This window comes from Ruegeria sp. YTSA105, assembly GCF_059610225.1.
The window spans coordinates 21302-40917 of record NZ_JBXWNE010000020.1; the positions used below are offsets into that span (position 1 = coordinate 21302).

Annotated in this window: 23 protein-coding genes; 16 read left to right on the top strand and 7 right to left on the bottom strand. The window is 59.2% G+C overall.

The genetic code is table 11. From position 1 onward, the window contains the following. Positions 1–15: 15 nt before the first annotated feature. The 5 genes from AC2FH2_RS18565 to AC2FH2_RS18585 all read right to left on the bottom strand — a co-directional run bounded on the left by AC2FH2_RS18565 (position 16) and on the right by AC2FH2_RS18585 (position 5753). Positions 16–534, bottom strand: a complete 519-nt coding sequence (locus AC2FH2_RS18565) for a DUF3035 domain-containing protein (RefSeq protein ID WP_271952136.1) — start codon at positions 532–534, stop codon at positions 16–18. 50 nt (positions 535–584) lie between these two features. Further along, a complete protein-coding gene (gene lspA / locus AC2FH2_RS18570) occupies positions 585–1055 on the bottom strand; it encodes a signal peptidase II (RefSeq protein WP_281973770.1) in 471 nt (156 codons plus the stop codon). Continuing rightward, on the bottom strand, positions 1055–2644 hold the full coding sequence (purH, locus tag AC2FH2_RS18575) for a bifunctional phosphoribosylaminoimidazolecarboxamide formyltransferase/IMP cyclohydrolase (protein ID WP_496824782.1): 1590 nt from the start codon (positions 2642–2644) through the stop codon (positions 1055–1057). The genes lspA and purH overlap by 1 nt, the downstream gene beginning before the upstream one ends. Positions 2645–2666: 22 nt before the next feature. Continuing rightward, positions 2667–4406 carry a heparinase II/III family protein gene (locus AC2FH2_RS18580; RefSeq protein ID WP_281973772.1) on the bottom strand — a complete coding sequence of 580 codons (1740 nt, stop codon included), beginning with the start codon at positions 4404–4406 and terminating at the stop codon, positions 2667–2669. Positions 4407–4496: 90 nt separating this feature from the next. Beyond that, positions 4497–5753 (bottom strand): RsmB/NOP family class I SAM-dependent RNA methyltransferase, encoded by a 1257-nt coding sequence (locus tag AC2FH2_RS18585; RefSeq protein ID WP_271952129.1) that lies wholly within the window; start codon positions 5751–5753, stop codon positions 4497–4499. An 89-nt stretch (positions 5754–5842) separates the two neighbouring features. Here AC2FH2_RS18585 and AC2FH2_RS18590 point away from each other — a divergent pair, with 89 nt between their 5' ends. Continuing rightward, on the top strand, positions 5843–6025 hold the full coding sequence (locus tag AC2FH2_RS18590) for a DUF1674 domain-containing protein (protein ID WP_142640036.1): 183 nt from the start codon (positions 5843–5845) through the stop codon (positions 6023–6025). Here the strand turns inward: AC2FH2_RS18590 and AC2FH2_RS18595 are convergent, their stop codons facing one another. After that, complete coding sequence (locus tag AC2FH2_RS18595; RefSeq protein ID WP_496824785.1) at positions 6026–6883, bottom strand: LysR family transcriptional regulator; 858 nt, start codon at positions 6881–6883, stop codon at positions 6026–6028. A gap of 98 nt (positions 6884–6981) precedes the next feature. Between AC2FH2_RS18595 and tmpA the strand changes: the two genes are divergently transcribed. The 3 genes from tmpA to AC2FH2_RS18610 are packed head-to-tail and all read left to right on the top strand — an operon-like array spanning position 6982 to position 9370. Then, entirely contained in the window at positions 6982–8118 is a 1137-nt protein-coding gene (gene tmpA, locus AC2FH2_RS18600) for a 2-trimethylaminoethylphosphonate dioxygenase (RefSeq protein WP_496824787.1), read from the top strand. Then, positions 8115–8705, top strand: coding sequence for a (R)-1-hydroxy-2-trimethylaminoethylphosphonate oxygenase (gene tmpB / locus AC2FH2_RS18605; RefSeq protein ID WP_142640030.1), 591 nt, complete (start codon positions 8115–8117; stop codon positions 8703–8705). The genes tmpA and tmpB overlap by 4 nt, the downstream gene beginning before the upstream one ends. After that, complete coding sequence (locus AC2FH2_RS18610; protein ID WP_496789853.1) at positions 8702–9370, top strand: ureidoglycolate lyase; 669 nt, start codon at positions 8702–8704, stop codon at positions 9368–9370. Before tmpB ends, AC2FH2_RS18610 begins: the two co-directional genes overlap by 4 nt. Before the next feature lie 25 nt (positions 9371–9395). Here the strand turns inward: AC2FH2_RS18610 and dapB are convergent, their stop codons facing one another. After that, positions 9396–10205: a 4-hydroxy-tetrahydrodipicolinate reductase gene (gene dapB, locus AC2FH2_RS18615; RefSeq protein WP_142640026.1), complete on the bottom strand. Its 810-nt coding sequence runs from the start codon at positions 10203–10205 to the stop codon at positions 9396–9398. A 91-nt stretch (positions 10206–10296) separates the two neighbouring features. Between dapB and rbfA the strand changes: the two genes are divergently transcribed. The 12 genes from rbfA (at position 10297) to AC2FH2_RS18675 (ending at position 19607) form a co-directional block, all read left to right on the top strand. Next, a complete protein-coding gene (rbfA, locus tag AC2FH2_RS18620) occupies positions 10297–10692 on the top strand; it encodes a 30S ribosome-binding factor RbfA (RefSeq protein WP_142640024.1) in 396 nt (131 codons plus the stop codon). Further along, a complete protein-coding gene (locus tag AC2FH2_RS18625; RefSeq protein WP_496824789.1) occupies positions 10689–11426 on the top strand; it encodes a phosphodiester glycosidase family protein in 738 nt (245 codons plus the stop codon). The genes rbfA and AC2FH2_RS18625 overlap by 4 nt, the downstream gene beginning before the upstream one ends. 60 nt (positions 11427–11486) lie before the next feature. Next, positions 11487–12392, top strand: a complete 906-nt coding sequence (truB, locus tag AC2FH2_RS18630) for a tRNA pseudouridine(55) synthase TruB (RefSeq protein ID WP_496824791.1) — start codon at positions 11487–11489, stop codon at positions 12390–12392. Between the two features lie 21 nt (positions 12393–12413). Then, a complete protein-coding gene (locus tag AC2FH2_RS18635) occupies positions 12414–12917 on the top strand; it encodes a DUF1643 domain-containing protein (protein WP_496824793.1) in 504 nt (167 codons plus the stop codon). A gap of 94 nt (positions 12918–13011) precedes the next feature. Next, a complete protein-coding gene (locus AC2FH2_RS18640) occupies positions 13012–14025 on the top strand; it encodes a calcium-binding protein (protein ID WP_496824795.1) in 1014 nt (337 codons plus the stop codon). 145 nt (positions 14026–14170) lie between these two features. Further along, complete coding sequence (gene rpsO / locus AC2FH2_RS18645) at positions 14171–14440, top strand: 30S ribosomal protein S15 (RefSeq protein ID WP_142640015.1); 270 nt, start codon at positions 14171–14173, stop codon at positions 14438–14440. Between the two features lie 686 nt (positions 14441–15126). Continuing rightward, positions 15127–15336, top strand: coding sequence for a hypothetical protein (locus tag AC2FH2_RS18650; RefSeq protein ID WP_496703542.1), 210 nt, complete (start codon positions 15127–15129; stop codon positions 15334–15336). A 316-nt stretch (positions 15337–15652) separates the two neighbouring features. Further along, a complete protein-coding gene (locus AC2FH2_RS18655; RefSeq protein ID WP_142640011.1) occupies positions 15653–16006 on the top strand; it encodes an ArsR/SmtB family transcription factor in 354 nt (117 codons plus the stop codon). After that, the gene (locus tag AC2FH2_RS18660; RefSeq protein ID WP_281973782.1) at positions 15987–16409 is read left to right on the top strand and encodes an SRPBCC family protein; all 423 of its coding nucleotides are present in this window, start codon (positions 15987–15989) and stop codon (positions 16407–16409) included. The genes AC2FH2_RS18655 and AC2FH2_RS18660 overlap by 20 nt, the downstream gene beginning before the upstream one ends. Further along, positions 16406–16774, top strand: a complete 369-nt coding sequence (locus AC2FH2_RS18665; protein WP_142640007.1) for a DUF1761 family protein — start codon at positions 16406–16408, stop codon at positions 16772–16774. Before AC2FH2_RS18660 ends, AC2FH2_RS18665 begins: the two co-directional genes overlap by 4 nt. 236 nt (positions 16775–17010) lie before the next feature. After that, positions 17011–19161: a polyribonucleotide nucleotidyltransferase gene (pnp, locus tag AC2FH2_RS18670; RefSeq protein ID WP_281973783.1), complete on the top strand. Its 2151-nt coding sequence runs from the start codon at positions 17011–17013 to the stop codon at positions 19159–19161. A 173-nt stretch (positions 19162–19334) separates the two neighbouring features. Further along, positions 19335–19607, top strand: coding sequence for a PepSY domain-containing protein (locus tag AC2FH2_RS18675; RefSeq protein WP_142640003.1), 273 nt, complete (start codon positions 19335–19337; stop codon positions 19605–19607). Positions 19608–19616: the final 9 nt, after the last annotated feature.

Below are 19616 nucleotides of genomic sequence, written 5' to 3' on the forward strand. Positions count from 1 at the left end.
ACGGAAAGTTAAGAATTATTCATTGACCGGCGGCGCCGATGGCGTTTCGATCCCAGCGTTCCGCGCAGCCTGGGTTTGCTTGTTCGGATCTATAGCCCAGCGACGGTAAACCTGCGAATATCGGTCTACGTTGAACAGCCGCAGACGGGTCCAACGCCCCTGACGCTTGCGGAAATCCGCATCTTCTTGGTTGACGACTTGCCGTGTATTTGACGGAACGCCATATCGGCTAGAGGCCGTGACAAGCGCGCCATCAGAGGCAGGCACAGCGGTATTTGGATTCGAAGCAGCCGGATTCCCGCCCAGCGCGGCAATAGCATCCCCTGTGGGATTGGCATCGGTCAGGTTGGTGCCACCCGGTGTCGGTGCGGGCAAAGAGTTGTAGTTCTCGGGCTGGGTCAGAGGTTTGACCGGCAAAATCGCAAACTCGTCCGGGCCCGGGCCCGGCGGCTCGAGGTGGCGCAGACCGATATCCGAACATCCCGCAACCGCAAGACTCATAGTCACAACAAATATGGAACGCGGCAACCGCATGAAAGTCTCCAGCCTGTTTCAGGCGCTTTTATCGTATTTCCAAACCCGCGTCACGAGGGCTTTTTCCTATCAAACAGCACCAACCCGAACGCACCTGCGAATATGAATACATCGGCCAGATTGAACACATAGGGGTTGTCGAATCCACAGCAGGACATGTTCAGAAAATCCAGCACATATCCGTACAACACGCGGTCCACCACATTGCCAAGCGCACCGCCGATCAGCAGGCCGCCACAGACCAACATGAGCTTTGAGGGGGCCGTGCGCATCAACCAAATCAACACGCCCACTGAAATCACCAGCGAAACTCCGATCAGAGCCCAGCGCGCGGCGTCGCCATTGCCCTGAAACAGGCCGAAATTGATGCCGCGATTCTCGCCATATCTGAACACCAGAAAGGGCGGCAGAACGCTGATCGGCCCTTCGGCCACGCGCATCACATGAACGACCAGGTACTTGCTGATCTGGTCGATCAGAAACGCGGTCAGCGCCGCCCAGAGGAGCAATCGGGCACGCATCAGTGACGGAAATGCCGCATGCCGGTAAAGACCATGGCCAGACCGGCCTCATCTGCGGCGGCGATCACGTCGTCATCCCGCATCGAGCCGCCAGGCTGAATCACGCAGGTGGCCCCGGCCTCTGCGGCCTCCATCAAACCGTCGGGAAAGGGGAAGAACGCGTCCGACGCCACCGCTGAGCCGATGGTCAGCGGCTGTGGCAGACCCAGAACATCGGCCATGCGCTCGGCCTTTTTAGCCGCGATCAGGGCCGAATCCACGCGGCTCATCTGGCCAGCGCCGACACCCACGGTCGCGCCGTCCTTAACATAGACGATGGCGTTGGATTTCACGTGCTTTGCCACCTTCCAGGCAAACAGAAGGTCGCGCATCTGTTCATCCGTCGGGGCCTTCTTGGTGACAACCGTCAGGTCATCCATGCCGACGAATCCGTTATCCTTGTCTTGCACCAACAGACCGCCCGCGACCTGACGCACGGTTTTGCCACCAGCGGTCACATCCGGCAGGCCTTCGGTCGTCAGAAGGCGCAGGTTTTTCTTGGCGGCAAAGATCGCCTTGGCCTCATCCGAGGCGCCAGGCGCGATCACAACCTCGGTGAAAATCCCTGTGATCTCCTGCGCGGTTTCAGCGTCCAGCGTCTGATTCAGGGCCACGATCCCGCCAAAGGCCGAGGTACGGTCACAGTCGAACGCGGCCTTATAGGCGTCCAGCAGCGTGCCTCCTGTCGCAACGCCGCACGGGTTGGCATGTTTGATGATGGCACAGGCCGCACCCTTGACGGGATCGAATTCCGCAACCAGCTCAAACGCCGCATCGGTGTCGTTGATGTTGTTATAGCTCAGTTCCTTGCCCTGATGCTGAAGGGCGGTCGCCACACCGGGTCGGTTGGTACCGTCGGTATAAAATGCAGCGGTCTGATGGCTGTTCTCGCCATAGCGCAGTGTCTGTTTCAACTCGCCCGCAAAAGCGCGGCGTCTGGGGGCCTCAAGCTGCAGCGCATCGGCCATCCAGTTCGACACGGCGGTGTCATAAGCAGCGGTGCGCGCATACGCCTTTTGGGCCAGCCATTGACGGAAACCATATGCGGTCTTGCCATAATTCTCGTCCAGCTGATCCAACAGCGACGAGTAATCCTCGACATCGACCACGACATTGACGAACGCGTGGTTCTTGGACGCGGCACGGATCATCGCTGGGCCGCCGATGTCGATATTCTCGATACATTCGTCATAGCCAGCGCCTTTAGCCACGGTCGCCTCGAACGGATAGAGGTTCACTACCAGCAGGTCGATCGCGTCGATGCCGTGTTCGTTCATCGCGGCGACATGGGTGTCATTGTCACGCAAGGCCAGCAAGCCGCCATGCACCATCGGGTGCAGCGTCTTGACCCGGCCATCCATCATCTCGGGGAAACCGGTGATCTCGCTGACATCCTTCACCTCCAACCCCGCATCGCGCAGTGCTTTAGCTGTGCCGCCGGTCGACAACAGCTCGACCCCGCGGTCGGCCAGCGCCTTACCCAGCTCGATCAGCCCGGTCTTGTCGGATACGGAAAGCAACGCGCGGCGCACGGGGTGAAGATCGGTCATGGGTCCAAAGGTCCTTTTGGCGTCAGTCAAACTCGGGCTCGTCCCGGTGCAGGTCGCGCACGGCAAAGGCTGTATCCTGCGCCTTGCTCAACGTCCACCGGATGCGCGTCGCATACTCCATTGCGCGGCCAGATAGAACGATCTGTTTTGTCGCGCGTGGCTTCAAACGACCCTTTTCAAGATAAACACTTGGCTCGATTGACAATTTCCCCACACCATCATGGCGGAACACCCAAATCTCACCGCTTTTGAGCGCCATGGACACCGCCGCACCGCCCAAATCTATCGCCGCATCCACGTCCGGATGCAGATGGAACCGTATGTCAAAGCCGATACCAGTCAGGCTCGACGCATCCAGCGCCTTGTCAAATTGCCGCTTGGCCCTGTCACTTGTGGTAAGCAGAATATCTTCGCCGGTCAGCTCCCGCCCGTCAAAGCGCAGCTCGAACGTTCGGGCATGGGTCAGGCCGAACACTTTGGTATAGCCATCATGCCCGGCCATAAACCGGGTTCCCTCGAACGCGTCTTCGAACTCGACCGGAACATCCTTTGGCGCGTCCACCAGCCCTTCACGTTCCGTACCAGGAACAGCTGAGGTCAGACGCGCACTTGAAAAGCCGTCAAGACAAAGTGTCGAATGCGACGGCGTGGCGCGCCCGGCCCGACGCCATTCCAGCCCAAAGGTTTCCCCAGACCCACAATTCACAATCAGAGGTCGGCGGCCCGAGGTCAGCTCGAACGCCAAGGTCGACGCATGTGCGTTATATGACGCATCCCCTTTGGGCGGCGAACTGGCGTCAATTATCACACTGGTCCGTGCCGCATAGAGACGGGCAAATCCCATGGACAGGCCGTTCTCGCTCTGCGGTCTGACGCCGCTTTGCGCCAGAGCCTGATCCAGACGACCCTCGACCCCGCGCCCGCCCCCGTGGAAACGGGCCAGTGCACCATCCGAATGACGCAGATTACGCATGGTCGGGGCCATCCGTTTAATCGCATTCGCCTGCGCCCCAGGTGTACCCCGCCCCAAATCGCTAAGTGCTGCCGATGTCCAGGCGAGCAGCGTGAAGACTTCCAGCAGCTCCTCGGGGTTGCGCGTGGAGATACCACCTTTTTGATCTATCTGACTGTCACATTCCCGCGCCAGAGCGCGCAGGGCGGGCTCTGCCATCTGCTCAAGCCCTTCCAAAGCCAAACCAGCCTGCACCAGACCGGCTAGCGCCTCGAACCGGGGCAGGCCAGGCGTCGCAGCATGCCAGCGTTTCGACAGGAACCAGGCCTGCTGAGATAGCGAACTGAAAAAGACCTTGCTTTGTTGCTCATCCACACCGCGCAGCAAAAAGATCGCGTGATTGATCCAACGCATCACTCGCCGGCCTGTCAGATCAGGTGCCCAACCGGGCCCGTGCCCGCGCCCATGTGCTTCGATCCAGCCCCAGACCCAGCGTTGCGCCTTTTCGCGCGCCCGGATGTCGCCAACAGCCGCCAGATCATCCAGCCAGGCAAAACCGTGGCGTTCATCATCGAATCCGGTGCTGGGCGCGGTGACATCCCATAAGCCTGTATCCTGCGCCTCAACCAGATAGCCCGAGAACAGCAGGTTCCCAGCCACCAACTGACGCCCGCGCGCAAATGATCCAACCGTGCGTGGTTCCGGATCGCCCACAAATCCGGTAACGGCCTTGCGCCGCTGACTGAGCCGCGCATAAAGCCGGTTCTGAAACCGCGACCATCGGTTTGCCATGGTGTCCGAATTTGACATGACGCTCGTTACTCTGCCCCTTGCGCTCTGCTGGCGCCTGAGACCCAACGATAGACCGGAGCAATCGTCAAGTCATCGAAAAGCGTGCCTTTAGGTCGATTTCGTCAGACAGGCGATATAGAACCCGTCCATGCCGCCCGTGCCCGGCCAATAGTCAGGCCGCAGACGCAAACCGCCCTCTTCCGTGATCCAGCTGGTTTCGATCCCTGCGACCTGCAAAGCGGCCCGGTCCACCTGCATGTCCGGATACATCTGCAGCGCCTCTTCGACCTGCACCTCGCCCTCATCCGGCAGCAGGGAACAGGTGCAGTATACCAGCCGCCCGCCGGGTTTCAGCAAGGTCCAGGCATGGGCAAGCATCTGCGTTTGCAGCTCGATCAGTGCGCCGAATTCCGAACCATCCTTGGCAAAGGGCAGATCGGAATGGCGGCGGATCGTGCCGGTTGCAGAACAGGGCGCGTCCAGCAGGATGGCGTCATACTGGCCCTGGTGTTCCAGCGCGTCGCCTGCGATGACTTCGCCCTTCAGCCCGGTGCGCGTCAGGTTCTCGCGCACCCGTTCCAGCCGCGATTCCGAGATATCGAGTGCGGTTACATCCGCCCCCGCAGCCGCCAGCTGCAGCGTCTTGCCGCCGGGCGCGGCGCATAGGTCCAGAATTTTCTCTCCGGCCTTGGGTGCCAGAACACGGGCGGGCAGCGCGGCGGCGGCATCCTGAACCCACCAATCGCCGCGATCATATCCCGGCAGGGCCGAAACCTGCCCGGCATCCTTTATCCGCATTGATCCGGTCGGCAGTTCCTCACCCGGCGCAGTTGCCCCTGGCTTGACCGAAAGATCCAGCGGCGCGCCCTCGAAATGCGCCAGCTCCATGCCGGTCACGGCCTCGGCACCCCAGGCCATGATCAACGGATCGCGCAGCCACTCGGGTAGGCGAGGCACGCGCATTTTCGGCCAAGCCTCTGGCCCTTCCGCCGCGACCTTGCGCAGAACCGCGTTCACCAACCCCTTAAGCCGCCCATGCTTGCGCGAGCGACCGACAATCTCAACCATGGAATTTACGACGCCATGCGCAGCCTCGCCATGGCACAGCTCAACCGCTCCCAGACGCAGGGCATTATGCACGGTCAGGGCGGGAGTGCGGTTCAGGTGATTGTCCAACAGACGGTCGGCGCGTTCGAGCCCACGCAGCGTTTGCAACGCCAGCCGCTGTGCCCGCGCCCGGTCTTCTGGTGCCAATCGCTCCAGCGCACCTGCAGCCAGACATTCTGACATCAGCCGCCCCTCACCCAAGATCTGATCCAGAAGGTAGATTGCGCTGCGTCGCGCGGCCGTTGCGTTATCGGACATTGAATCGCCTTTGATGTGACCCTCGTCCGCATTGCCAAGGGCGGACGGGGGCGTATATCAAGCCAATGCACTGAAAGGAACCCGATGTCATGAGTGACGAGCCCAAAGACCTGCCGCCTGCCGCACAACGCGCGCTGGCTGAGGCGGAGGACCGCCGTCGCAAGGCCGAAGCCGACGCAAAAGCGCGACCCAAAGAGCTGGGCGGACGCGACGGCCCCGATCCTGCACGTTATGGCGATTGGGAAAAGAAAGGCATCGCGATAGATTTCTGATCAATCCCCGCGCAGGGCCTGCAGAAAATCCGCGATGAGCGCCCGTTGCTTATTGGATTTCGCACGCTCTTCGGGCCAGGTCAGCCAATAGCCATCTTTTGCGTTCAATTCGGGCAAATCCAGTCGACGCAACTGCCCCGCTCGCAAGTCCGATTGCGCCAAAGGCATGGATCCCAACACAACGCCCAAACCCTGCCGAGCCGCCGAAATCGCATGTTCCATCGAATCGAAGCTCATTTTCGAGGTTGGCAGGTCGGTCTGAGTGGTGTTTTTCGCCCAATCACGCCAGCCGGGCCTTTCACCGCGCAGATCAATCAAGGGCGCGGACCAATCCACACCCGGCGCTGCCATCGGCACCAGCACTTCGGCGGCAATCAGTTCGGCATCTCTCCCGGGCCACGCCCCACGCCCATAGCGGATTTGAAGCCAAGTCCTCTCTTCATCCAGCGAAGACCGTCGCGCCACGGAATCTGTCAGCACCCGCACTTTGGGGCGCAGGTCGTGAAAACGTGCAAGAGCGGGTATGACGAGGGCCTTAATATGGGAAGACAGGCCAGCCACCCGCAATTCGCGCGGGGATTTTCCGAAAAGGTCTTCGGTATTGCGCTCGAGCGCCTGCAAGCTGTCCTGAACCAGCGGCAGATAGCTTTCGCCCTCGACGGTCAGCGATACACCGCGCGCCTCGCGCACAAACAGCGTGCGGCCCAACCAGGCCTCAAGGTTGCCGATGCGCTGACTGACGGCAGCCTGTGTTAGCCCGAACTCGCGCGCCGCTGCCGAGAATCCACCCAACCGCCCCGCCGCTTCGAATACGCGCAACCAGTCCAGCGGGGGCAAGCCGATCTTCTTTTTATCCATAAGTTTTTCCAGGCCTCAGCAGCAACAAGGATTAATTGTCGTAATGCCACAGGGGGCGTATATCCTCAAGCAAAGCCCGCGCGAACAGGAGAAACCCCATGCTGCGCTCTGCCACCCATACTCCGTCAATCGTCACCGTGGAATTCGATACAGGCCCGAGTGCCCGCTTTCACGCCATCTGGCTACGCGACAACGCGCTTGATCCTGACACACGGGCACCGGGCAACGGACAGCGCCTGATCACCATTGGCGATATCCCCGCCGATACCATGGTCAGCGCTGCCTCAGTGGCCAACGGCGACCTCACCGTCACATTTCAACCCGAAAACAAGACTGTCACTTTCCCCGCCGATTGGCTGGCTGCGCATAGCTATGACCAAGAGGACAGCCGCACCTTTGGCCGCACCGCGCCCGGGATCACCACCTGGGAGCAAGGGCTCGACGCGCCCAGCGCCGACTGGAGCGACGTCCACGCCAACCCCGCAGCCAAGCGCGGCTGGCTGGCAATGGTCGCCGAATACGGGTTTGCCAAACTGACCAGTGGCCCGACCGAACCGGAATCCCTGTTGAAGGTGGCTGATCTGTTCGGATACGTCCGTCAGACCAACTATGGCCCCTATTTCGAGGTTCGAACCGAAGTGAACCCGACCAACCTGGCCTTTACAGGGCTTGGCCTTCAGGCGCACACGGACAACCCCTATCGCGACCCGGTACCGACATTGCAGATCCTGTACTGCCTGGAAAACAGCGCCGAGGGTGGCGATTCCATTGTTGTGGACGGGTTCCGGGCGGCGGAAAAACTGCGCGATCAGGACCCCGATGGATTTGCCCTGTTGGCAGGTTTCCCGGCGCGGTTCGAATACAAGGGCTCGGACGGGGTCTGCCTGCGGTCGCGCCGCCCAATGATTGAGCTATCGCCCGACGGCGAGTTGATCGGTATCCGCTTTAACAACCGCTCGTCGGCTCCGTTTGTGGACATCCCCTTCGATCTGATGGAGGCCTATTACGCCGCCTATCGCCAGTTGGGTGAGATAATCGACGATCCGGCCATGGGCGTGTCGTTCAAGCTGGAGCCGGGCGAAAGCTTCATCGTTGACAACACCCGCGTCCTGCACGCGCGTCTGGGCTATTCCGGCGCCGGGTCGCGGTGGTTGCAAGGCTGCTATGCCGACAAGGACGGCTTACTGTCAACGCTGGCGGCGATGGAACTGGCGACACTGGAGGCGGCGGAATGAAACCTGATTTCTCGACCCTGACCCCCGACAATATCGTGGCCTTCATCGGGGATATCTTTGACCGCCGCGGAGGCGAGGAATATCTGGGCGAACCCGTCACCATGGCAGAACACATGCTGCAGGGCGCGACCATTGCCGAACAGAACGGCATGCCCGAAGAGATCATCGTAGGGGCATTGCTGCACGATATCGGTCATTTCACATCCGAATTCGGCACGTACCACCCCGACGACACCGAAGACCGCCATCACGAAGATGCAGGCGCCGAGGTGCTGGAACAGTTCTTTCCGTCTGTTATCACCGATTGCTGCCGCTATCACGTGGCGGCCAAACGGTATCTTTGCGCTACCAAGCCCGAATATTTCAACCGCCTGTCCACGGCTTCGGTTCATACACTGGAACTGCAAGGCGGGCCGATGAGTGCCAGAGAAGTTGCCGAATTCGAGCAGAACCCGAACCTGAAAGAGATCATTCAGGTGCGTTATCTGGACGAAGCAGGTAAACGTGCAGACATGGAAACCCCTGATTTCAACCATTTTGCGCCGATGGTGCAGCGAATGGTCGAAAAATATCAGGAGCTCACATGAACGCCCCAGAATACATTTTTGAGGCCAACACCAAACCCTCCCTGCCTTGGCACGAGGTCCCCTTGATCCGTGCTACAGACAAGTCGGTCAAGGACTATGGCTGTCTGGTCGACGACCCCGAAGAATTCGAAATTGAAATCGTCCGTTGGCCGCAACAGGGTTGGCGGTCCATCGACGAAGGTACCGGTGATGAGGCCGGTTGGGTCGAAGGCACATTTCATGGTGAGTGGAAAGGGGACGTCCTTTACGGTGAGAACGAAGCGGTCAACGGCCACTATGTCCTCGGCTGGTCCACTGATCCGCAACAGGCCAACGCCAACCGGCAAACTGCTCCGCGTGATCAAGTTCTGCTTTGGCACATGAACTATCACCCCGATGGCGGACAGATGTTCTGGCCGATCGACAACAAGCCTTTCATCATCCCTGCCGCATTGCCGGGCGACAATCTGACACCGGAAAAGGTGGTGGCCTTTTGGTGTGATGGGTCACGCGGGCTGTATATCCATCCTGGCATCTGGCACGAGGGGATATTCCCGGTCGAGGACAATCAGCGTTTTCTGGATCGGCAGGGCAAGGTTCACGCGCGGGTCAGTGCGGATATCGGCAAAGAATTCGGCGTCTATCTCGCCTGCCCTTTGCGCGCAGATAAGATCCGAGAGTTGTAGTCGGTCTGTCGGCTCCCGGGCGGTGTCAAAGCCCCAGAACGTCCACCATGTCATATTGGCCAGGCGCTTTACCCTGCCCCCAAAGTGCGGCTTTCAGGGCGCCGCGCGCGAAAATGGCGCGGTCAGTGGCCAGGTGGCGCAGCACGATGCGTTCGCCCGGTGCCGCGAATAGCACGTCATGCTCACCCACGATGTCGCCGCCGCGAATGGCATGGAACCCGATATCGCCCCGTTTGCGCGCGCCGGTCATACCATCGCGGCCCCGATCGGACACCTCAGCCAGATCTACACCACGCCCTTCCGCAGCAGCCTCGCCCAGCATCAGCGCGGTGCCCGAGGGCGCATCGACCTTGTGGTGGTGATGCCCTTCGATCACCTCAATATCGAAATCTTCATCCAACGCGGCAGCGACCTTTTTGGTCAGCTGTACCAGCAGGTTCACACCCAGGCTCATATTTCCCGCCCGCACGATCACCGCATGACGTGAGGCCGGCTCCAGAGCGGCAATCTGCTCGTCACTCATCCCGGTAGTGCCGATCACATGCACACAGCGCGCCTGCGCCGCCAACGCGGCGAATTCCAGCGTCGCCTCGGGTGCGGTGAAATCAATCACGGCCTGCGCCTGGGCAAAGGCCTCCAGCGGATCGTCGGTCACCGTGACGCCCAGCGCTGCACCGCCCATGGCCACGCCCACATCCTGCCCAACCCAATCATGACCCGTGCGCTCGACCACGCCGACCAGGCGGGCCTGATCACTGTCGGTCACGGTCCTGATCAACATCTGACCCATACGGCCCGAAGCCCCTGTGATGACGATCCCCGGAATATGGGTCATTGCGCTGGTCCTTTCGCATTGATTGGCTCAAAGCCTCCTACCCGGTTCGCACCCGCTTGGCAAAGCCCCGCTTTGCGCTTAGATCGGGGATATGGCTAAGAACAAATTCCACGATGGCCCCGGCCCGTCCCAACGACAGCTGCGTGTCGGCGAACTGATCCGCCGCACCCTGTCCGAGGTTCTGGCGCGCGGAGATGTCCACGATCCCGACCTGAATCGCATGTCAATCACTGTGGGTGAGGTGCGCACCTCGCCCGATCTGAAGATCGCCACCGCCTTTGTGCTGCCCCTGGGCGGCAAAGGGCAGGAGGATGTGATCGAATTGCTGGCCCGCAACAAGCACGAGCTGCGGCGCATGGTTGGTAAAAAGGTCGGGCTGAAATTCTCCCCCGATCTGCGATTCCGGCTGGATGACACATTCGACCGTTTGGATGACACCCGCCGCATGTTCGATCAGGACGCGGTGCGCCGCGATCTCGACGAGTGATCCGGGCATTTGTCACTTTGGGCGCTTTCCTGTGGGCGGCACAAACCGGGGCAGTGACATGCGAAAAGGTCACGCATAGTGACAAACGCTACACTGTCTGCGAGGTGGATGCCGCGAATGAGGACATGCGCTTGTTCCTCAACGACGAGAATGGCGACCTGCTAGGGCATTTCTCGGCGGTGAATGAGGCGCTGGAGCCCGATGGCAAGCGTCTGGCCTTTGCGATGAACGCAGGCATGTATCACGACGACCGCTCTCCCGTTGGCCATTATGTCGAAGACGGGCAGGAGCAGATGCGTGTAATCCCGAACCCCGGCCCCGGAAATTTCGGCCTTCTGCCCAACGGGGTGTTCTGCATCCGCGAGGGCCGCGCCGACGTGTTCGAGACGCTGGACTTTATAGATCAAGCCCCGGATTGCCGGTTTGCCAGCCAATCCGGCCCGATGCTGGTGATCGACGGGGAACTGCACCCTCGATTCCTGTCCGATTCGACGTCGGTTTATGTTCGCAATGGTGTGGGTACCAGCGATGATGGCGCCCGCGCACTGTTTGCCATTTCCGAGGATTACGTCACCTTCCACGAATTCGGCAGCCTGTTTCGCGAGGTATTGGAAACCCCGAATGCGCTGTTCTTTGATGGCAATATCTCACGTATGTATGACCGGGTGAATAATCGATCCGATGTCGGGTTTTCACTGGGGCCGATTGTTGGTGTGGTCGAAGACACGCCCTGAAATTGACAGGGCCCGACCGATCCGCTAACTCGCGCGCCTCGGCAAAGAACAAGGTGCAGAATGGGACGCAAACGCAAGGGTCGCGACATTTCCGGTTGGCTGGTAGTGGACAAGCCAGCGGGCATGACCTCGACCGCCGTGGTCAACAAGGTGCGCTGGGCAATGGACGCAAAGAAGGCGGGCCATGCGGGCACGCTGGACCCCGAGGCCACCGGCGTTCTGGCCGTGGCTTTGGGTGAGGCGACCAAAACCGTTCCCTATATCACCGACGCACTCAAGGCCTATACCTTCACCGTGCGACTGGGTCAGGCCACCAATACCGATGACGCCGAGGGCGAGGTAATCGCAAGCAGCGATGCGCGCCCTTCGGATGATGACATCAAAGAGGCCCTCGCGCCCTTTATCGGTGAAATCATGCAAGTCCCGCCGAAATTCTCGGCGGTGAAGATCGACGGGCAGCGTGCCTATAAGCTGGCCCGCGATGGCGAGGATGTGGAACTGGCTGCGCGTCCTCTGTGGGTCGAAGAGCTGGTTCTAGTCGACCGCCCCGACGACGACCACGTCATGCTGGAAATGACTTGCGGCAAGGGCGGTTATGTCCGATCGATCGCCCGCGATCTGGGGGCTGCGCTGGGGTGCTACGGCCATGTCCGCGAACTGCGCCGTATCTGGTCCGGCCCGTTCGAGACCAAAGACGGGCTGAGCATTGAACAGATCGACGAGATGGCCAAAACCACCGCGCTGGATGATTTCCTGCACCCGCTGGAAACTGGCCTATCGGACCTGCCCGAACTGAAATGCACCCCCGAAGGTGCGACCCGTCTGCGTAACGGCAACCCTGGTATGGTTCTGGCGTCCGATGTGGAATACGGGGATGAGGCCTGGGCCTCGCTGGATGGTCAGGCTGTGGCGGTCGGCATCTATAAATCCGGCGAATTGCATCCCAGCCGGGTGTTCGTCACGTAATCTGCGTGCTAGTCGAAACCCATGATCACGCGCACACATACCAAGGGCGACGCGCCCTCGACCGCTGTTTATTCAGATTGCGAGAGATACCGCTATAGCCTGACGCGTATCTGGGATCCGGCCGGGCGCAAGGCGCTGTTTGTGATGCTGAATCCGTCCACGGCGACCGAGGTGCAGAACGATCCGACGGTGGAACGCTGCGAACGCCGGGCGCGCGCACTGGGGTTCGGCGCGTTTCAGGTCACTAATATCTTTGCATGGCGCGATACTGATCCACGCAAGATGCGGGCCACTGCCGATCCGGTGGGGCCAGAGAATGACATGGCCATTCTGAATGGCGTGGACTGGGCCGATCAGGTCATCGCTGCCTGGGGCACCCATGGCGCGCATTTGGATCGAGGCACCGCCGTCGAAACCCTGCTGCGCGGCACCGGTCAGCCGATGTACCACCTTGGGCTTACCAAGGACGGCCACCCCAAGCATCCGCTCTATATCGCTTACACGCAAAACCCCGAACCCTGGTGACAAAGGGTTAACCACAAGCTCAGCTAGGCTTTGACCAAAGCCCTGATCGCATGGGACATTTCACCCTCGAAGCAATGCGTTCAAGGAGGTTGTCATGTTTCTGATCGGATTGCTTAGTCTGGCGGCTGTCGGCGGGGTGGCCTATGCCATCGGCGATGTCTTTGACATAGATGAAGATCCCGGTGAGGACGATGTCGTCGACGACCAGCCTCCTGCGGTCGAAACCGGCGAATTCCTTGACGTCGGTGAGAATGTCGAGGAACCCGAAGCGCCCGAGATTTCGACCGGGACGATCATATCCGAAATCGAGGGCGACATGATCATCGCGGGTACCGAGGATCTGGACATCCTGACCGGCCAGGACGGCGACGATCAGATCAATGGATATGCGGGGGATGACACGATTTATGGTGGCGAAGGCGATGACACCCTGCATGGGGGAGGAGGCGCTGATACGATCTTTGGCGGCGCTGGCCAGGATGTCCTTCACGGAGAGGCGGGCGACGATCAAATCTCGGGCGATGAGGGGGATGATGCACTTTACGGGCATTTCGGCGCAGATCACCTGGACGGCGGGATGGGCGAGGATGAGCTGTATGGCGGGCAGGATGACGACATTCTGATCGGCGGTGAGGGCGATGACGCACTGCATGGCGGGTTTGGTGATGACCGGTTGAGCGGTGGCGAAGGCGAGGACGTGCTGTTCGGCGGTGATGGCGACGATATTCTGGACGGTCAGGATGGAGAGGACACCAACGCGCTGGATTTCCTGAACGGTGGCGCCGGGGATGATACGATCCTTGCCGAAGGCGGTGATATCGTAACCGGGGGCGAAGGTGACGATGACATCGTGGTTTCGCCCGAAGCGGATGATGACGCCGTCACCGTCATGGATTTTCAGCCCGGTCAAGACAAGCTGCTGATCTCATGGGAAGGTCAGGAAAACCCGGACATTCAGATCAAGACAGACACCGAAGACGAGAACCTGACCCATGTAATTGTCGACGGGCAGAACGTGGTGCAGCTGATCGGGGCAGACGGAGTCAGCGCCGATGACATTCAACTGATATCCTCAGGCGATCTGGCGCAGCTCAGCGCGCTGGGCTGAATTTCCAGAATCCCTTTGCCATTGACCGCAAATGCGCCTATACGCGCGCATCCGTGTCGGAATCGATGCGGTTTTCTCCATGGGCCTGCGCTGGACGACATCCCGGCCTGTGCCATCAACCCTAACCTTTTCAAAGGAGACCCCGATGTCGATTACTGCCGCTGAAAAAGATCGCGTCATGAAAGAATTCGCAACCAAGGACGGCGATACCGGTTCGCCAGAAGTCCAGGTTGCCATCCTGACCTCGCGTATCACCACCCTGACCGAGCACTTCAAGACCCACAAGAAAGACAACCACGGTCGCCGTGGTCTTCTGAAGATGGTTGCCCAGCGCCGTAAGCTGCTGGACTATCTGAAAGGCAAAGAAGAAGCACGGTACCAGGACCTGATCAAAAAGCTGGGCATCCGCCGCTAAGCGCGCGCTGCTGTTTTTGATACAGAGGCTGAAAAGCCTATAGATCATGATACGCTCGCCATTCGGCGGGCGTATTTGGTTTTGGGGTTCTCTCCGACCTTGAAGCAAAGCCTTTCGCTGCCTTCTCGATGACCGATCACGACAACATCTCGGACGATGGAAACTTTTTCGCGCCGTGTGATCCACTTCACCGACAAGCTGCTCAAATCGCTGCAGTCTAGGAACTGTAGTGAGTAGGCGCTTATTTTTTTTCGAGCGTTAGGTTTTTCATAGTCCTCCCTTTTCAAGGCGCGCCCACAATGGGCGCGCCCGTTTTTGTTGGGAGCCACGGTTCCGCCTGCTTGCACGATAGAATCGCCCCTAAAGACGGCCGCTTTTTGCCTTCAGGACCGTTGAATTTGCCCGTGATGAACAGGTGTCAAATTGTGACGTTGCGTCGCAGAATCTCAGCGCTGGTTTAGAAAGTTGACGTAAACGTAAGCAACGTCGAGGTTTTTATCAGAGAGTCAAAAAATGACGCGAAAGGCCATTATCTTCCCCCTTTGCACAGGATCGGTCAGTTCCTAAATGCCGCCTGTCGCTGCGGGTACACACTCACGGCAATCGGTCTTTGAGCCCTCCCACCCTCGTGGTTCGGACTGGCCCGCAGCGACAGTGTCTGACGACTATTTTACTGGAGTTAAACAATGCCTCTGAAATCAGTTTTGAACCGCGTTTTTGCAGCAAACCTTTCCCAGGCTCCTAAATCAGAAAAAAAGTCAACTATGGTCTCTGGCACAGATGGCATCGTAAAAAGAATGTCCGAGGTGGAAACTGCCGCAATCCTCCGCGGCATATTGAAAGAAGAAGAATTGGGGTTTCCCCAACCGCGTAGCAAAGAAGATTCGTTGCAATAGGCCCAGACCCGCTTTGATCCCGGATATATGAAATCCGCTTTCTGCACGATCATAATAGAATGGATCATCTTCTTTAAGCTGGAGACGCGGCCAATACGGTCCGATCTCACCTGTAGTCAGTGGCTCCACCAAAATCGTTTGCCACACATGTCCTCCCCAAATTTTACCTGACTCAGACTGTATTCGGACACATCTGCACCGATCAGGGCCAAACCCTTATCCAACAGGGTGCATTTGGCGACTGGTCAATCAGGGTTTCAACATGTTATTCACCCAAATGGTTGACTGAAGCAGAATAAGGTTGTAATTCATCCAAATGGTTGAACGAGAGAGTCGATATGACCTCAATGCAATATTGAAGGCCGCGTCCGACCCGACCCGCCGCGCTATTCTGACGATGCTTGCGCAGCAGGGACCATTGCGGGTGACGGACATTGCGCGGCAATTCGATATGAGCCTCAACTCGGTCTCCAAGCACATCAAGGTGCTGGAAAACGCCGAGCTGGTGCAGCGCCGGACCGAATGGCGCGAACATCTGATCGAGGTTCAGATGGCTCCTTTATCAGCCGTTGATTCTTGGTTTGCCGGGTTGCGTTCGATTTGGGCGCTTCGGCTGGACGCCTTGGAAACTGCTTTGGAGGACCCAGAAGATGACGGACCTGTCACTTGAAATAACGCGCGCCATTCCACATCCACCCGAAAAGGTGTTTGATGCCTGGCTCAACCCCGAGATGCTGGCAAAATTCATGCTGCCGGCACCGGGCATGACCGTGCCCGAAGCGCATTCCGACGCCAAGGTCGGCGGCAGGTTCAAAATCATCATGCGCGCGCCCGAGGCTGGCGATCTGCCGCATGAGGGCGAATACAAGGTCATCGACCGCCCCAACCGTCTGCAATTCACCTGGAATTCGCCCTACAGCCAAGACGATTCCACGGTCACACTGGATTTCACACCCACCGAAAAGGGCACCGAGCTGCGGCTGCACCACATCCGCTTTCCCTCGCAGGAAAGCCGGGACAATCACGAGGGCGGCTGGACCGCTATCCTTGCGGCGCTGGAGACGGCACTATGATCAACTGGCTGGCTCTCGGTGCAGGGGTGGTCGCTGCCTTTTTGTTGGGCTGGCTGGTCTACGGCCCTATGGGCTTTCAGAAACGCTGGGCAGAAGGCACCCGCATCGACCCGACGCCGCCCGAAACCCCGCCACTGGGCGCGATGGCCACACAGATCGTGTTCCTGATCCTGCTGGCTGCGGTAATCGCGGTGACCGAGACTACCAATAGCCTGGGCGTCGCCCTGCTTGCAATCCTTGCGGTGGCGGCGCAGACAGCCTCGGTCGGGACATGGGCGCAAAAAAGCGGCTTCGCCATTGCGGTCGACACCGGCTATGCGCTGGGCTGTGGTATCGTCATGATCCTGGCCCACGCGATCCTGTAGGATCGCCGCGTCTGCCCGATCCTCGATGGATCGGGCATGCGCCCTTTATACCCTTACCCTTCCTCGGAACTCCTGCCTTTCCAAAGCCCCCAAACTGCTGTATGGGCGGTCCATCTGAGACGTTGTGCTCTGACCCCGGCACTCGAATGGAAGATAAAGTGGGGTCGGCGGCAATGGGGCCGCCACGCAAACGGGAGACCCGCAGGGGCGGGAGTGCTCCCTTCTAGGATACGCAAATGTTTGATGTAACAAAGAAATCAATTCAGTGGGGCGAAGAGACGCTGACACTGGAAACCGGCAAGGTTGCCCGTCAGGCGGACGGCAGTGTGATTGCCACGCTGGGCGAGACCAGCGTGATGGCAAACGTGACCTTTGCGCGGAAGCAAAAACCCGGTCAGGACTTTTTCCCGCTGACCGTCCACTACCAAGAGAAATATTATGCCGCCGGTAAAGTTCCGGGTGGCTTTTTCAAGCGCGAGGCGCGCCCGACTGAAAAAGAGACGCTGACCGCGCGTCTGATCGACCGGCCGATCCGCCCGCTGTTTGTTGACGGCTTCAAAAACGAAGTTCTGGTGATGTGCACCGTGCTGAGCCACGATCTGGTCAACGACCCTGACATGGTGGCGATGATCGCAGCCTCTGCCGCGCTGACCATTTCCGGCGCACCGTTCAGAGGCCCGATTGCTGGTTGCCGCGTTGGTTTCGAGGATGGCGAATACATTCTGAACCCGACTGTGGACGACATGCAGGACCTGCGTCTGAACCCTGAACAGCGTCTGGATCTGGTTGTTGCCGGCACCAAAGACGCCGTGATGATGGTTGAATCGGAAGCCTACGAGCTGTCCGAGGCCGAGATGTTGGGTGCGGTCAAATTCGCACATGAGCAGATTCAGCCGGTGATCGACCTGATCATTTCACTGGCCGAAGACGCGGCAAAAGAGCCGTTTGATTTCCAAGCGCCCGATTATTCTGAGCTGTCTGCTGCCGTTAAGGCCGCAGGTGAAGAGCAGATGCGCGCCGCCTTCGCAATCACCGACAAGCAAGAGCGCACTGCCGCTGTTTCCGCTGCCCGCGATGCGATCAAGGAAGCCCTGACTGAGGAACAGCTGGAAGACGCGAACCTTGGCTCGGCGATGAAAAAGCTGGAAGCAGGCATCCTGCGCGGCGACGTCGTCAAAGGCGGCAAGCGGATCGACGGTCGTTCGACCACCGATATCCGTTCGATCGTTGCAGAAACCTCGATGCTGCCGCGGACACACGGCTCGGCCCTGTTCACCCGTGGTGAAACACAGGCGCTGGCTGTAACCACGCTGGGCACCGGTGATGATGAGCAGTTCATCGACGCCCTGCACGGCAACTTCAAATCGAACTTCCTGCTGCATTACAACTTCCCTCCTTATTCGGTTGGTGAAGCGGGTCGCGTGGGCCCTCCGGGACGTCGTGAGATTGGTCACGGCAAACTGGCATGGCGCGCGTTGCAGGCGGTTCTGCCTGCGGCAACCGACTTCCCCTACACGATCCGCATCGTGTCCGAGATCACCGAATCCAACGGATCAAGCTCGATGGCTTCTGTTTGCGGCGGTTCGCTGTCGATGATGGATGCGGGCGTTCCGCTGAAAGCACCGGTTGCCGGTGTTGCCATGGGTCTGATCCTGGAAGATGACGGCGATTACGCGATCCTGTCGGACATTCTGGGTGACGAAGACCACCTGGGCGACATGGACTTCAAGGTTGCGGGTACCGAAAACGGCATCACCTCTCTGCAGATGGACATCAAGGTTGCGGGTATCACGCCCGAGATCATGGAGAAAGCCCTGGCGCAAGCCAAGGACGGCCGGATGCACATCCTGGGCGAGATGGGCAAAGCCCTGTCCGAGACCAATGATTTCTCGGTCCACGCACCGCGCATCGAGACCATGAACATCCCCACCGACAAGATCCGTGAAGTGATCGGTTCCGGCGGCAAAGTCATCCGCGAAATCGTCGAAGTCTCGGGTGCCAAGGTCGACATCAACGACGATGGCGTGATCAAGATCGCCTCGCCCGATGGGGAATCGATCAAGAAGGCCTATGAGATGATCCATTCGATCGTTGCCGAACCCGAAGAAGGCCAGATCTACACCGGTAAAGTGGTCAAGATCGTCGACTTTGGTGCTTTCGTGAACTTCTTTGGCAAGCGCGACGGTCTGGTCCATGTGTCCCAGATCGAAAACCGTCGCCTGAACCATCCGTCGGATGTTCTGAAGGAAGGCCAGGAAGTGAAGGTCAAGCTGCTGGGCTTTGACGACCGCGGCAAGGTGCGCCTGTCGATGAAAATCGTCGATCAGGAAACCGGCGAAGAGATCGCACCTGAGAAGAAAGAAAAGAAAGAGGAAGGCGCAGAATAATCTGCTCGCCCCTCTGATTTCTCGAAAGACCCCGGCTTTGTCCGGGGTCTTTTTTTGTTCTGTCAGCATAAACCTTGGACCAATTCCGCCCAATTCAACCGAAATCCAATCGCACCACCGGCCAGGTGAACCCACGTCTCCTACATCGACGCAACAAATCTAGGAGATGCGAAATGGAGACTTTCAAAATGCTGACTCTGACCGGACTGATCGCGACCGCCCCGGTGCTGGCTTTTGCCAACGTGACAGTCGGGGACAAGCTGGGCACCACCGAGACCGATATCCGCACCACTCTCGAGGCGCAGGGATACCAGATCGAAGAGATCGAATTCGAAGATGGCGAGATCGAGGTTGAACTCGTCAAGGATGGCGTGGAAACTGAACTGGTCCTGAACAAGACCGATGGCGTTGTCACCGCGATCGAGCTTGAAGAGGACGACGACTGACCAGACAAT